The 13,327-nt window shown below is 68.0% G+C and carries 18 protein-coding genes and 1 pseudogene; 10 read left to right on the forward strand and 9 right to left on the reverse strand.

Annotated features, from left to right (window positions below; translation table 11 throughout):
* Positions 1–13: 13 nt before the first annotated feature.
* The gene (locus ACZY0Y_RS03385) at positions 14–448 is read right to left on the reverse strand and encodes a DoxX family protein (protein WP_463956815.1); all 435 of its coding nucleotides are present in this window, start codon (positions 446–448) and stop codon (positions 14–16) included.
* Positions 449–595: 147 nt separating this feature from the next.
* On the opposite strand from ACZY0Y_RS03385, the gene ACZY0Y_RS03390 reads away from it, so the two are divergent.
* From ACZY0Y_RS03390 to ACZY0Y_RS03400, 3 genes are all read left to right on the forward strand, one after another.
* A complete protein-coding gene (locus tag ACZY0Y_RS03390) occupies positions 596–1,951 on the forward strand; it encodes an MATE family efflux transporter (protein WP_463886000.1) in 1,356 nt (451 codons plus the stop codon).
* 92 nt (positions 1,952–2,043) lie between these two features.
* Positions 2,044–2,637, forward strand: coding sequence for a hypothetical protein (locus ACZY0Y_RS03395; RefSeq protein WP_463886002.1), 594 nt, complete (start codon positions 2,044–2,046; stop codon positions 2,635–2,637).
* A gap of 83 nt (positions 2,638–2,720) precedes the next feature.
* Complete coding sequence (locus tag ACZY0Y_RS03400; protein WP_160668689.1) at positions 2,721–3,065, forward strand: hypothetical protein; 345 nt, start codon at positions 2,721–2,723, stop codon at positions 3,063–3,065.
* A gap of 58 nt (positions 3,066–3,123) precedes the next feature.
* Here the strand turns inward: ACZY0Y_RS03400 and ACZY0Y_RS03405 are convergent, their stop codons facing one another.
* A complete protein-coding gene (locus ACZY0Y_RS03405; protein WP_463956816.1) occupies positions 3,124–3,435 on the reverse strand; it encodes a hypothetical protein in 312 nt (103 codons plus the stop codon).
* Between the two features lie 45 nt (positions 3,436–3,480).
* On the opposite strand from ACZY0Y_RS03405, the gene ACZY0Y_RS03410 reads away from it, so the two are divergent.
* Positions 3,481–3,681, forward strand: a complete 201-nt coding sequence (locus ACZY0Y_RS03410) for a hypothetical protein (RefSeq protein ID WP_463886006.1) — start codon at positions 3,481–3,483, stop codon at positions 3,679–3,681.
* A 148-nt stretch (positions 3,682–3,829) separates the two neighbouring features.
* On the opposite strand, the gene ACZY0Y_RS03415 is transcribed toward ACZY0Y_RS03410, so the two are convergent.
* Positions 3,830–4,372: a CGNR zinc finger domain-containing protein gene (locus ACZY0Y_RS03415; protein WP_463886008.1), complete on the reverse strand. Its 543-nt coding sequence runs from the start codon at positions 4,370–4,372 to the stop codon at positions 3,830–3,832.
* A gap of 123 nt (positions 4,373–4,495) precedes the next feature.
* On the opposite strand from ACZY0Y_RS03415, the gene ACZY0Y_RS03420 reads away from it, so the two are divergent.
* On the forward strand, positions 4,496–5,515 hold the full coding sequence (locus ACZY0Y_RS03420; RefSeq protein WP_463886010.1) for an EamA family transporter: 1,020 nt from the start codon (positions 4,496–4,498) through the stop codon (positions 5,513–5,515).
* 63 nt (positions 5,516–5,578) lie between these two features.
* Here the strand turns inward: ACZY0Y_RS03420 and ACZY0Y_RS03425 are convergent, their stop codons facing one another.
* Positions 5,579–5,842, reverse strand: a complete 264-nt coding sequence (locus ACZY0Y_RS03425; protein ID WP_024367935.1) for a hypothetical protein — start codon at positions 5,840–5,842, stop codon at positions 5,579–5,581.
* Positions 5,843–6,016: 174 nt separating this feature from the next.
* Here ACZY0Y_RS03425 and ACZY0Y_RS03430 point away from each other — a divergent pair, with 174 nt between their 5' ends.
* The gene (locus ACZY0Y_RS03430) at positions 6,017–6,289 is read left to right on the forward strand and encodes a DUF2277 domain-containing protein (protein ID WP_160668693.1); all 273 of its coding nucleotides are present in this window, start codon (positions 6,017–6,019) and stop codon (positions 6,287–6,289) included.
* 34 nt (positions 6,290–6,323) lie between these two features.
* Here ACZY0Y_RS03430 and ACZY0Y_RS03435 read toward each other — a convergent pair whose 3' ends face one another.
* From ACZY0Y_RS03435 to ACZY0Y_RS03450, 4 genes are all read right to left on the reverse strand, one after another.
* Complete coding sequence (locus ACZY0Y_RS03435) at positions 6,324–8,684, reverse strand: heavy metal translocating P-type ATPase (RefSeq protein WP_463956880.1); 2,361 nt, start codon at positions 8,682–8,684, stop codon at positions 6,324–6,326.
* 118 nt (positions 8,685–8,802) lie between these two features.
* Positions 8,803–9,033, reverse strand: coding sequence for a heavy-metal-associated domain-containing protein (locus tag ACZY0Y_RS03440; RefSeq protein ID WP_463884150.1), 231 nt, complete (start codon positions 9,031–9,033; stop codon positions 8,803–8,805).
* 67 nt (positions 9,034–9,100) lie between these two features.
* Positions 9,101–9,448 carry a metal-sensitive transcriptional regulator gene (locus ACZY0Y_RS03445; protein WP_463884151.1) on the reverse strand — a complete coding sequence of 116 codons (348 nt, stop codon included), beginning with the start codon at positions 9,446–9,448 and terminating at the stop codon, positions 9,101–9,103.
* Between the two features lie 295 nt (positions 9,449–9,743).
* Positions 9,744–10,256, reverse strand: a complete 513-nt coding sequence (locus tag ACZY0Y_RS03450; RefSeq protein ID WP_463884153.1) for a universal stress protein — start codon at positions 10,254–10,256, stop codon at positions 9,744–9,746.
* Between the two features lie 164 nt (positions 10,257–10,420).
* On the opposite strand from ACZY0Y_RS03450, the gene ACZY0Y_RS03455 reads away from it, so the two are divergent.
* From ACZY0Y_RS03455 to ACZY0Y_RS03465, 3 genes are read left to right on the forward strand one after another with little or no spacing between them, the layout of a single operon-like run.
* Complete coding sequence (locus ACZY0Y_RS03455) at positions 10,421–10,621, forward strand: hypothetical protein (protein WP_463884245.1); 201 nt, start codon at positions 10,421–10,423, stop codon at positions 10,619–10,621.
* 59 nt (positions 10,622–10,680) lie between these two features.
* Entirely contained in the window at positions 10,681–11,829 is a 1,149-nt protein-coding gene (locus ACZY0Y_RS03460; protein ID WP_463956817.1) for a WD40/YVTN/BNR-like repeat-containing protein, read from the forward strand.
* A gap of 6 nt (positions 11,830–11,835) precedes the next feature.
* Complete coding sequence (locus tag ACZY0Y_RS03465; protein WP_463884157.1) at positions 11,836–12,123, forward strand: MoaD/ThiS family protein; 288 nt, start codon at positions 11,836–11,838, stop codon at positions 12,121–12,123.
* A gap of 245 nt (positions 12,124–12,368) precedes the next feature.
* On the opposite strand, the gene ACZY0Y_RS03470 is transcribed toward ACZY0Y_RS03465, so the two are convergent.
* The gene (locus tag ACZY0Y_RS03470) at positions 12,369–12,605 is read right to left on the reverse strand and encodes a hypothetical protein (RefSeq protein ID WP_463956818.1); all 237 of its coding nucleotides are present in this window, start codon (positions 12,603–12,605) and stop codon (positions 12,369–12,371) included.
* A 238-nt stretch (positions 12,606–12,843) separates the two neighbouring features.
* Between ACZY0Y_RS03470 and ACZY0Y_RS03475 the strand changes: the two are divergent.
* A pseudogene (locus tag ACZY0Y_RS03475) lies at positions 12,844–13,290 on the forward strand (ATP-dependent DNA ligase); the annotation flags it as partial.
* Positions 13,291–13,327 lie beyond the last annotated feature (37 nt).

The following is a 13,327-nucleotide window of genomic DNA, read 5'->3' on the forward strand; positions in this document are numbered from 1 at the left end:
TGCGGCGTATTCCTCAGGCCAGGGCGCTGAGCTTGGAGCCGGAGCGGCCGAAGAGCGCCTTGTCCACGGAGACCTTGCCGGCGCCGACCAGGGCAACGGCCAGCGCCGCGGCCGCCAGGATCAGCACCAGTTCGTAGCCGCCCGTTGCTGCAAAGATTCCCGCCGGGGCATGGACCAGGAACAGGGCGCCCAGCATGTCCACCGCGAGCAGGGCGGCGAACACGCGGGTGAGCACGCCCAGGATCAGTGCGGCGCCGCCGACAAGTTCCAGCGTGGCGACGACCGGGGCAACAAGGTTGGCGGCCGGAACACCCATCTGCGTAAAGGCGGCCTGGGTGCCTGCAATCGTGAATTCGTTGAATTTCTGCCAGCCGTGCGCGGCGAAGAGGAATCCGGTGACGATGCGCAGGATCGTCCGGGCCGAGGTGGTGAGTGTGGGCTGGTTCATGGGGATGCCGTCCTGACGTTGGGGCCGCGGCGGATGCAGGCCGCCCGGGGATTTGGTTGAAGATTCAACCTATACTCTTCCGGGGCTTAGTTGAAAAGTCAAGTAATGCGAAGCTGCGCGACGCAACAGAGCCGTTAGGGTGGTTCCGTGCCAGCCCCCGCCCAGCCTCCCGCAACACGTCCGTCCCCGGCGGGGCGCCGGCGGGAGATCCTGCGCCTCGCGGTCCCGGCCTTTGGTGCGCTGATCGCCGAACCTCTGTTCCTCCTCGCGGACGCGGCAATCGTCGGCCACCTCGGCGTAGCCCAGCTCGCCGGAGTCGGACTCGCGTCCGCGGTGCTGCACACAGTGGTGGGCCTCATGGTGTTCCTCGCCTACTCCACCACTCCGGCCGTGGCGCGGGCGATCGGCAACGGGCAGCTGCCCAGGGCCCTCGCTGCCGGCCGGGATGGCGTCTGGCTGGCGCTCCTGCTTGGTGCCGCCCTGGCCGTCGCCGGCTTCCTGGCCGCCGAGCCTCTCCTGGACCTGATGGGCGCCCGCGGTGCGGTGCGGATCTTTGCCGTGGACTACCTGCGCTGGTCGATGCCCGGACTCGTCGCGATGCTGCTCATCTTCGCCGGCACCGGCGTGCTGCGGGGCCTGCAGGACACCCGCACCCCGCTGTTTGTCGCGGCCGCCGGCTTCACCCTGAACATCGCGCTCAACCTCTTCCTGGTGTACGGGCTGCAGCTCTCCGTCACCGGCTCGGCGATCGGCACCAGCATCGCCCAGTGGGCCATGGCACTGGTCTACGTTGTGATGGTCCAGCGGAACGCCCGCAACCACGGTGTTTCCCTGCTCCCCGATTGGCATGGCATCCGGGCCCTGACCAGGGTGGGCTCCTGGCTGATGCTGCGGACGCTCAGCCTGCGCATCGCGATCCTTGCCACGGTTGTGGTGGCCACTGCCCAGGGGCCGGCCAACCTGGCAGCCCACCAGCTCGCGATGACGGTCTTCACGCTCCTCGCGTTCGCCCTGGACGCCCTGGCAATTGCCGCGCAGGCGCTGATCGGCAAGGAACTCGGCGCCTCCCGCCCGGCGGCGGCGAGGGAGCTCACCGGAACCATGGTCCGCTGGGGTCTCGGCTTTGGCGTGCTGGCCGGGCTCCTGCTGGCCGTCGCGGCGCCGTGGGCGGGACTGCTCTTCACGCCCGACGCCGAGGTTCAGGCAGCGCTCACGCTGGCGCTGTGGGTACTCGCCGCCGGACAACCGATCGCCGGCCTTGTTTTCGTCCTCGACGGCGTGCTGATCGGTGCGGGGGATGCGAAGTACCTGGCGATTGCCGGCGTCGTGAATCTCGCTGTGTATCTCCCGCTGCTTCTGGCGGTCCGGCAATCCGGGGCCGGCGGCGGCACGGGGCTGCTCTGGCTCTGGGCGGCGTTCTCGCTGGGCTATATGGCGGCCCGGGCCGTGACCCTTGGCCTCCGCGCGCGGACGGACCGGTGGATGGTGCTCGGCTCGCCCTGAGCCGGAGCCCTGCCCGGGGCCGCCCCGCCGGTGTTGCCGGTTCCGCAGGGGTCCTGGCGCGCTCGGCCGCGGCTTCGCACTAAACTAATCTGGTGACTCTCCCCGCAGCCCCAGACGCCTCCGCCGCCCTGCCCGCTGCGGCGGATCTCTGGAAGCCCGTGCTGGTCCGGGCGGCCGTCGCGCTGGGATTTGGTGCCGTGACCGTATTCTGGGCTTCGCCGTCCCCTACGGGCATGGGCTGGGCCGGCGGCCTGTACCTGCTGGCCACGGGGGTGGTGCTGCTCTGGGGTGTGAATAAGGCCGGACTCCGGCCCGGGTCCGCGTCCAGCAAGATCCTTTCCGCCGCCGGCGCCGTGCTGACCGGAACCGGCGCCGCCGTCGGGTTCATCTCCGGCAGCCTGGTCTTCGGTGTACTCGCAGCGGTGGGCCTGGGCCTCGCCGGCGCCGCGGAACTCTACCTTGGCATCACCAACCGTGGACGGTCCCTTCTTGCCCGCGACTGGGTCGCCTCCGGAGTTGTCGGACTGGGCACGGCCGCTTTGCTGCCGTTCTTCATTGACCTCGGTCCGCACGCGCTGCTGGGCGTCGCCGGCGGCGGTGCGATCATCAGCGGAGTGTTGTGGGTGCTGGCCGGACTGACCCTGCGGCACGATGCACGGGCCGATTCGGTAAAGGCCGTAAACTAGTAGGGACAGGTTCTACCTTGCGTAGAACGATTGCGGCATCACAACTGCCACGCCTGGCGGCGTTGGCTGCAGGAGGAAGCACCTTGGCACAGCAGAAATCTGGAGAACCGCGCACGCTGCGCACCTCGGTCAAAGGACCGCTCATGTTCTCCGCGTTCTGGGCTGTGCTGGCCTTCATTGCCACCCTCATTTTTGCCTCCGGTGGGAGCGCGAAGACGCCCCGCTTTGACCTGGCCTTCACAGCCGCCGGCATCGCCTTCATTGTGATTCTGGTGGTGCTCGCCATGCTGTCCATGGGCCACAAGCCCAACGCCGAATACCTTGGCAAGGGATCCGGCGTGAACCTGAGCTCCAGCAAGTCCGGCCACGGCGGTCAGCCGGAGCAGCCCCGGCCGGAAGCCGAAGCCCCGGGCGACGACGTCCGCTAAGTCCGCGAACGCCGTCCTTCCCGCCCGGCGCCCGATTCCGGCGCCACGGCGGATGCTCCTACTTGGTCCAGGAAATCGGATTCTTCAGGTAGGGATTGTCGCCGTACTTGGCGTACGTGTACCTGGAATCGGTGTACTCGACGGTCTTGATTTCATCGCGCGCCGGCGCCAGGAACACCTGGCAGGACACCATGGTGCTGCCTACCGCCAGGGTCAGGGCATCGCCGGTGCCGGTGGTGCCGAAGCGCGTGCTCTCGCATTGGTCGAAGGCACCGAAGACGATGAGTGACTGCGCTTCGGAGCCGTCCTTGAGCTGGGCGGTTACCTTGGGCTCGCTGATGCCGAGGGATGCCTTGCTGAGGCTGTCCATCCGGTGACGGCGGTTTCGCCGGCCTTAAGCTTGGTTCCCGGCGCGGTGAGCGAGCCTGCCGCTGCTGCCGCGGGTGCGGCTGATGCTGCTGCGCTGGGCGTCGAGTTGCTGGCGCTGGGGCTGCTGGCGGCAGAACTGGATGCCTCGGGCGGATTGCTGGCGGCCGGCGCCGGGGCACCCCCGCCACAACCGACCAGCCCGACTGCCAAAATTCCGGTGATCCCCAGTGTTGCCGTGATTTTTTGAAGCGGTGGGCGCTGTGCCATATGACGTGATGTCCCTCGATTGGTTTCGCTGGCCTGATGGCTGGGCCAATTAATCCATTCTATGGGGAAATCCGTCCGGGGCGGCGGCTTTGGCCCGGCTGGTCCCGGCAATGTTCATTGTGACGCGCTCAGGAGGCCGCCTTTCGTGCGCGATAGGCGGCCACGTGCGCCCGGTTTGCGCAGTTGCCTGTGTCGCAGTAGCGCTTGGAGCGGTTCCGGCTAAGGTCCAGTACCACGGCGTCGCAGTCCTCGGCGGCGCACACCAGCATCCGGTCCATTTCCTTGCTGCGGATGACATCAACCAACGCCATCGCGGCCTCCGTGCTCATCCGGTCCGCCAGCGGCGCCTCCGGGGTGGCGGCGTGCAGATGCCAGTCCCAGTGGTCGTGCTTGACGAGCTGGGGGAGTGCCCGAGCCTCCCGCAGCAGCCTGTTCACGGTGTCCACGGCGGCGGATTCGTTGGCGAGCCAGAGGGTGGCGAGTTCGCTGCGGAGACGGCGCACGCTGGCCAGTTCGGCCGCGTCCCTGGCCCGCGATCCGCTGAACCCCTCCGTCTTCAAAAAGTGATCCAGGTCCTGGACGGTGGCGAGTTGTTCCTCGCCGTTGGCCGCGGTGTTGATCAGGTTGACCACCGACCGCAGGGCCACCTCTGTGTCAGGGGCAAAAAGCATCTTGACTCCTTACGTCTGCGTGGCGTACTGTCATGAGCATAACCCTACTTTACTCCTGACAGGAGGCAGCCCGTGTCTGCCGCACGCCGCTCAGCCGTTGCACCGGCCACGAACGATTCCGGAATGCGAGCCCCCGGAACGGGCGGTGCCGGCGCACCCCGCACGGCTTCCGGGTTCATGGCCTCGGGCCTGGGCGTTGCGTTGTTTTCCTCGGCCGTGTTCGGACTCTCCGGCTCCTTTGCCAAAGCCCTGCTGGAGACCGGCTGGAGCCCGGGCGCGGCCGTCACCGCACGCCTCACCGGAGCCGCCCTGATCCTGGCGGTTTTCGCGGCTCCCGCGCTGCGCGGACGCTGGCACCAGCTCAAGGACAACTGGCTCACGGTGCTGCTTTTCGGCCTCATCGGGGTCGCGGCCTGCCAACTGTTCTATTTCAACGCGGTGGCAAGGCTCTCGGTCGGGGTTGCCCTGCTGCTGGAATACCTGGCGCCCGTCATCATCGTGCTGTGGCTTTGGGCCGCCAGCCGCAAACGCCCGCGCCCGCTGACGATCGCCGGAACCCTGCTCTCCCTGGGCGGCCTGGTCCTGGTGCTGGACCTCACCGGAGCCGTCAGGATCGACCTCGTGGGTGTCCTCTGGGGCATCGCGGCGGCCGTCTGCCTCGCAATCTACTTCTTCATCACCGCCAAGGAAAACGAGACTCTCCCGCCGATCGTCCTTGCCTCCGGCGGACTCATGGTCGGCGCCGTCACCATGTGGCTTGCCGCGGCAACCGGCCTGCTTCCCATGGCGTTCAGCACAGCCGACACCCGCCTCGGCCCCTGGGTCACCCCCTGGTGGGTGGCCCTGGGCGGCCTCGTCGTGCTGGCCACCGTGCTCGCCTACGTCTCCGGCATTGTGGCGGCGCGCGCACTCGGCTCCAAGGTCGCCTCCTTTGTCTCGCTCACCGAAGTGCTGTTCGCCGTCATCTGGGCCTGGCTGTTGCTCGGTGAACTGCCTGGCCCCATCCAGCTCATGGGCGGGCTGCTGATTGTCGGCGGCGTCGTGCTGGTCCGGCTGGACGAGCTCAGGACACCGCCGGGCGCCGGTGGGGCCGCGTTGCCGGCCGCCCTCGACCACGCGAACGACGTCGAGCCCGTGCCGTAGGCAATGACAAGGCCGGCCCGGACGCTGTGCGTCCGGGCCGGCCTGATGTCTCAGCGCGTCCGCCTAGCGGGAAGCGCTCTCCTGCTCGGTGGCGTTGCGGCTGGCCTGCTTGCCGGCTTCCTGCAGCGCCTGGGAGACCTTCGCCAGCTGGGCCGCGTGCGTGCCGTTCCATTCGCTGCGGAATTTGTCGGCGTCCGGGCCCTTCCAGTCGGTGCTTTCGAGCGCCTTGGTCAGTGCCGCCTTCTGCTTATCGATCTCCGACGATCCCTGCTGCAGCTTCGTCCCAAGAGTCTTGAGCTGAGCAATGTCTGCACCCCAAATAGCCATTCGAAAATCTCCTCAAGTCATAAAACGGGTCGGAGCCAGGTCGGCATCCCCCAGGGCCCCCGGCTGTTCCGGAAGATCCAATGCCCCCAAACTATCCTGCCCGCCGAAAAAGTGTCGATGGGCAGCCCTCCCCATGCCCTCGATCCCGGGCGCAATGGCACCTAGCATGGAGGTATGTGCCGAAACATCCGCACCCTCCACAACTTTGAACCCCACGCCACCACCGCCGAGGTGGAAGCTGCCGCGCTGCAATACGTGCGCAAGATCAGCGGCAGCACCAAGCCCTCGAAGGCCAATGAAGAGGCCTTCAACCGGGCTGTCCACGAGATTGCACATGCCACGCAACACCTCCTCGACTCCCTGGTGACCCAGGCTCCGGCAAAGGACCGCGGGGAGGAAGCCGCCAAGGCGAAGGCCAGGGCTGCCGTCCGCTTCGGCGCCGCCTGAAAATGCGGCTCCGGCCAGAACGCAGCCAGGCGGCTTACTTCCCGAAGCTGCGCAGCCGCAGCGAATTGGTCACGACCAGTACGGAGCTGGCTGCCATGGCGGCGCCGGCGATCATCGGGTTGAGCAGGCCCAGGGCAGCCACCGGGATCCCGACGGCGTTATAGAAAAAGGCCCAGAAGAGGTTTGTCTTGATGGTCGCCAGGGTCCGGCGGGACAGTTCGATGGCCTGGGCCACCTGCCCCAAATCATTGCCCATGACCGTCAGGTCCGCGGCCTCGATGGCGACGTCGGTGCCGGATCCCATGGCGATGCCGAGGTCCGCCTGGGCCAGTGCCGCGGCGTCATTGATGCCGTCGCCGGCCATGGCCACGGTAGCGCCTGCCGCCTGCAGTTTCCGCACGGCCTCGACCTTGCCCGCCGGCAGCACCCCGGCGAAGACGTCCTCGGGAGCGATGCCGACGTCGGCGGCCACCTGCGCCGCGACAGCCGCATTGTCCCCGGTCAGGAGAATCGGCCGCAGCCCGAGTTCCCGGAGCCGCAGGATCGCGGCAGCGGAGCCCGGCTTGAGCGTGTCCCGAAGGCTGATGATTCCGGCCGGCTGCCCGTCCACGGCGAGCCAGATGGCGGTGGCCCCGGAACCTTCGGCTGAGCTGAAGGCCGCCAGCTGTGCGGCTGTGGGGGAGATGCCGTTCTCCTGCAGCCAGCCCGTCCTTCCTGCCGTCACGACCCTGCCCCCGACCTTTCCTGTGACTCCGCCGCCCGGTGCGGAGCCAAAGTCGGCGACGGCGGGAAGGGCGCCGGCGTCGTTGCTGTGGCGCTCGGCGGAAAGCGCGGCAGCGGCGACCGCACGGGCAATCGGGTGTTCTGATGCGGCCTCGACCGCCCCGGCCAGGCGCAGGACTTCAGCCGGGGTGAAGGACCCGAACGCCTCGGTGCCGTCGACGGCGAGGTGTCCGCTGGTCACGGTGCCGGTCTTGTCCAGCAGGATGGTGTCCACGGTCCGGGTGTCCTCGAGGACTTGCGGTCCCTTGATGAGGATCCCCAGCTGCGCCCCCCGGCCAGTCCCGGTGAGCAGTCCCACGGGGGTGGCCAGGCCCAGGGCGCAGGGGCAGGCGATGACGAGCACCGCGACGGCGGCCGTGAACGCGGCGCGCAGTTCGGCGTCGCTGATGGCCGGGCCGGCCGCGAGCAGCCAGGCACCAAAGGTCACCGCGGCGATGGCCAGGACCACCGGCACGAACACCGCGCTGATCCGGTCCGCGAGGCGCGCGATCGGCGCCTTGCCGGTCTGCGCCTGGGCGACCAGCCGGCCCATCTGGGCCAGCGTTGTTTCGGCTCCGACGCGCGTGGCGCGGACCAGCAGGCGGCCTGAGGTGTTGATGGTGGCGCCCGTGACAGGGGTATCCGGGCCGACTTCGACCGGCACGGATTCGCCCGTCACCAGCGAGGCGTCCACCGCGGAGGATCCCTCGACGACGATGCCGTCCGTCGCGATTTTCTCGCCGGGGCGGACCACCAGAAGGTCACCCACCCCCAGCTGATCAGCCGGGATCTGCTGCTCCTGGCCGTTCCGGAGGACAGTGGCATCCTTGGCACCCAGGTTCAGCAGGGCCTTGAGGGCATCTCCGGCCTTTTGTTTGGCATTGGCCTCCAGGTACCGGCCCAGCAGCAGGAAAGTGGTGACCACCGCGGCAACCTCGAAGTACAGTCCGCCGGAGCCCATACCCTCCATACCCTCCATACCCTGCGGAGGGGCCGTCATCCGCGGGTCCGCAAAAAGCTGCCAGGCCGAGAAGACATAGGCTGCGGTCACGCCGATGGAGACGAGCGTGTCCATCGTGGAGGCGAAGTGCCGGGCGTTGATGGCGGCGGCCCGGTGGAACGGCCAGGCGGCCCAGGTGACCACCGGCAGGGCCAGGGATCCTGCTGTCCAGCCCCAGTTGGCGAACTGGAAGGCGGGGAACATTGAAATCAGGAACACCGGGATGGTGAGGGTGGCCGCGACGGCCAGGCGCGGGCGGAGCTTGGCGGCTACGGCCGACGCCGGATGGTCACCAACCGCGACTCCACCGGCCACATGCTCCGCGTGCTCGCTCGTGCCTCGCTTAGACGCACGCTTCCGCATGCCCCCGGCGGCGCCGCTGTGGTCGTCCACATCGACCGTTCCACCTGGCGTCCTGACGGCGCCGGGGTCAATCACCGTGGCTGGGTACTTGGGGGCGCGCACTGTCGCCTTGTAGCCGGCTGCCTCTACTGTGGCGGTGATTTGGGCGTCGGTGACGGCTGCGGGGACTGTGACATGGGCCGATTCCAGGGGAAGGTTCACGGTGGCTGTGACGCCGTCGAGCTTTCCGAGTTTGCGTTCGACGCGGCTGACGCAGGAGGCGCAGGTCATGCCCTCGATATCGAGCTCGATTACCCGGGTTCCGGGTTGGTCCAGCAGTTGCTCTCTGCTCACGGCATTCCCTGTCTGTCGGTCTGTCTGGTGCTGTGCGCTGCGGGTATGGCGGTGCTCAGGCCTCGTTGGACACAACCAGGTAGCCCGCTTCGGCAACAGCCTCGCCGATCTCGGAGGATGACAGGGCGCCTGTGGACGTGATGGTGACGGTGGAGATGCCCCCGGAGTTGAGGTCGACGTCGACCTTCTCGACGCCGGCCAGGGACTCGAGTTCTTCGCTGACTGAGGACACGCAGTGGCCGCAGGTCATGCCGGACACGTTGATGGTGGTGGAAACGGTGCTCATGGCTTGCTCCTAGTAGTTGGACCGCGCGTGGTTTATCAGTCCGGTGATGTGGTGGGTGGTCTTGCCGCTACCGCAGCAGGCGTCCGATGGCATCGGTGGCCTCTTTGACCTTGAAGTCGATGGCTTCAGCCCGAAGCTCGGCGTCCGGTTCGGAAGCGGCGCCGACGACGCAGTGGCCGATGTGTTCCTCCACCAGCCCGAGGCTGACGGCGTGCAGCGCTTTAGTGACGGCGGCGACCTGGGTGAGGATGTCGATGCAGTACTTGTCCTCCTCGACCATCCGGGCGATGCCGCGCACCTGGCCCTCGATCCGCTTCAGCCGCCGCAGGTAGTTGTCCTTGTTGGATGCGTAGCCGTGCTGTTGGTGCGGCTCTGTGTCCGCGGGTGCCACAACGGGGACTTCGGGCTGTTTCATGAGTCCAACATATACCCCCTAGGGGTATAGCACAAGTACCCCGCGGGGGTATTTGGATGGCGCGCGTGGGGAAGGCGTGGGGAAAAGGTCCGGACACAAAAGAGCTCCGGAGTGCGTTATTGGGGGATACGCACTCCGGAGCAGTCTTTGGGTGGGCCGTCGATCTCTAGCCTACGCCTTCAAGCTTACGTGGCTGTAGCCGGAGAAAGCCAGCACCCCGAATAACTACTTTCACTTTACTTTCGGGGGCCCGGTTAGGCGGGACGGTCTGGCCGGCCCGCAGCACGACACCGCGTCAGGAGCCATGCCTTGTCCGGTGGTGGACTGCGGCGCGGACCGGAACAATCAGGATCGGATGGTCCTGGTGGTGGCTGAGCCACGCGGCCACCGAACCGTTGAGGGCGGCGGAAATCCGGTGTCCCAGACCGGGTTCCGGTGTGCCCACGATGATCATTGCGGCACCGGTCTCGGCTGCCAGCTTGCCAAGCGCCCGGGCCGGATCCCCCGCCAGCGTCCGCAGGCTCCAGTGGATGCCGAGGGGGTCGCAGGCCAGGCCGATGCTGGTGCGCAGCTCCTGGGTCACGGCCCGGATCTCGGCGTTGTCGATGTCCGGGTGCAGGGAGAGCCGGTGTGCCGACCGCGCCGGATCCCACTCCACGAGGTAGCTGGCCTCATCCACGTAGGCGCAGATCAGCTCGGTGGCGAGTTTGCTGGCCAGCGGGCCAGCTGTCTGCAGCACTTCGGGGCTCTGTCCCGGGAGCACGCCGACCACGAGGGGAGGTGGCGCACTCGGGCGTTCGGCGGACATACTCAATTGTGTCCCCCGACCCGTGGCAGGAACAGGGGCTTACTCCCCAGTCTTGAGCCCGGTCCGCGGACGTGTTCCCGGCCCGCCAGCCGCTAAAGCCAGGCCCCCCTTGAACACCTCCTGTACGCGGCCTAACGTTGAGGAACCGAGGAAGGGTGACCGCCGTGGAAATCTTCATGTGGTGGCTGGATCTGGATCTGGCGAGCAAGGAGTGGCTGCGGGAAAACCTGCGCGCGTCCGAGCTGCCGCTGCCCGTGCTGCAAGGCATCGCCGAAGCCGGCGGCCCCCACCCGGCTGACGTTTCCGGGGTGCTGACCGACGCCGACTGGGATTTCATCGAGACGCAGTCCGAATTCGTGGACTGAAAAGCAGGACAAAACCAAACGGCGAAAAACCATTGCGGCCATCTATCCGGGGTGGTTGCATGGGGGGCATGGCTACCGCAGAGAGTTATGTCCTGGCGATCGGCACCAAAAAAGGCCTCTGGCTGGCGACGAGCCCGGACCGCAAAGACTGGTCCCTGTCGGGCCCGCATTTCCTGATGAGCGAAGTCCCCAGCATCGGCATCGACACCCGGGACGGCCGGACCCGGATCCTGGTTGGTGTCCGGTCCGAGCACTGGGGCCCCACCGTCTTCCACTCTGATGACCTGGGCGAAACGTGGAACGAGCCCGAGCAGGGCGCCATCCGCTTCCCCGAGGGCACGGATGCTGCCCTCGAACGCATCTGGCAGATCCACCCCGACGCCGAGTCCCGCCCCGGCGTCGTCTGGGCCGGCTGCGAACCGATCTCGGTCTGGAAGTCGACCGACGGCGGCGAACACTTCGAACTCAACCGCGGACTCTGGGACCACCCGCACCGCAGTGAATGGGGGGCCGGCTACGGCGGTGCCGCGGCGCACTCGATTGTCGTCGATCACTCGGGCGAGAAGGTCCACGTCGCGATGAGCACCGGCGGCGTCTACCGCTCGCTCGACGGCGGCAGCTCCTGGGAGCCGCGCAACAAGGGAATCTCGGCCTATTTTATGCCCGACCCCAATCCCGAATTCGGCCAGTGCGTGCACAAGATCGCCGCCGATGCTTCCGTTGACGGCCGCCTCTACGCGCAGAACCATCATGGCGTCTACCGCAGCGACGACGACGCCGAGAGCTGGGAATCGATCGCGGAAGGCCTGCCTGCGGACTTCGGCTTCGTGATGCTCACGCATCCGCGCCGGTCCGGCACCGCCTGGGTCATCCCGCTCAAGGCGGACGGCGAACGGATCCCGCCGGACGGGAAATTGGCGGTCCACCGTACCGAGGATGCCGGGGCGAGCTGGAAGCGCCTGGACAATGGCCTGCCCGGAGCGGAGTTCAACGCCGTACTGCGGGACGCCGCCTGCGTCGACGCGGCGGAGCCGGCCGGCGTGTACTTCGGCACACGCGGCGGCAGCGTCTACGCCAGCGCCGACGAGGGGGGACACTTCGCCGAAGTGGCCTCGCACCTGCCGGACGTGTTGTGCGTGCGTGCCGCGGCGGTGTCCCCGGCCCCCGTCCCCGGTGCCGCGGCGCCCGGCGCTGCCGTGAAAGCCTGAGGCGCCGTGGCCGGGATCAGTGTGGTGCTGCCCAGTGTGCTCCAGACACTCGCCGGCGGGCAGGCCTTCCTGACTGCCCCCGCCGCAACGGCGGTGACGGTGGAGGGGCTGCTGGACCTGGTGACGGGGGAGTACCCCGCCCTGTCGCGGCGGTTGCGGGATGAGACCGGGGCGGTCCGACGCTACGTGAACATATACGTCAACGGGAATGAAATCCGCCGCTTGCAGGGCCTGGCCACGGAGGTGTCCCCGGGGCAGGAGGTCCTGATCATCCAGTCCGTGGCCGGCGGCTAGGCTTTGCCTGCCGGCACTCCCCAACGTCCAGCAAGGCTCCTGCCAAGACGGGAAAACGGCCCGATCACGGCGGAACTGCTGGCCCCCTCGGGCCGGGCGCGCGTGGCGGGGATACGCACGTGCGCGCCCGGACCCAGGATGAGCCGCCTGGCGCCGCCCCTGACCGCGGCCAGTCCATACTGACTACGCCCGCGGCCCCGCTCGAACGCTGCGGTGGGGACGGTGCGCCCCGCCCGAACACCGCCTCAGGCGACCCGCCAAAGGCTGCATTCGTCCGCGTTGATGGCTTTCCGGGTGCCGGACTGCCGGTCCATGATCCACACCACGCCGATTCCCGGCGCGGTTTCCTGGACGCTGCCGCGGCGGATCACAACGTCGTCGTAGTTGGGGCCGACCTTCAGGCGCGCCTCGATCTCGTCGCCGCGGTGCAGCTGTTCCAGGGCGCGGACGCGGGTTACATGGGCTTTGGCTTCCTTCAACATGGCGGGGCCTCCCGGACTGGAGAATGGTGCCTGCTCTTGCCGGCACTTCCAGTGTCGTGTGCGAATGTTGCCGCCGCGTTTCGGCGCGGTAAGAGGCGGGTAAGCGTTCCGCGCCGGCGCCGTTACCGGCGTCGGCACCCCGCCGGGCCGGCCGGCCAGTTGTCGAGGAAAACCGTCCCCGGCCGTCCCTGCCTGCGTCCACTGGCGGGCAGCGGATGGCGGGACCAGAATGGGGCCCATGCAACTGCCGCTGATGCCCCCGATCGCGCCGATGCTGGCGAAGGCCGTGAGTTCCCTGCCTCCTGGCCCGGTGATGTTCGAGCCGAAGTGGGACGGGTTCCGTTCCATTATTTTCCGCGACGGCGGGGACGTGGAGATCGGCAGCCGTAACGGCAAGCCCCTGACCCGCTACTTCCCCGAACTCGTCGAGGCGCTAAAGGCAAACCTGCCGCCGCGCTGCGTGCTCGACGGCGAGATCATCCTCGTTGGCGCCGCCGGGGACCGGCTCGACTTCGAGGCGCTGCAGCAACGGATCCATCCCGCCGCAAGCCGGGTCCGGCTGCTGGCCCAAGAAACCCCGGCGAGTTTTGTCGCGTTTGACCTGCTGGCCCTCGACAACGAGGACCTCACCGGGCGGCCCTTTGCCGAGCGGCGCGCGGCGCTGGAACGCGTGCTCGCCGGGAGTTGGTCCCGCTGCTCCAGGCAGCGGCGGCAGAGCTGTC

The sequence above is a fragment of the Pseudarthrobacter kochi genome (assembly GCF_055412805.1).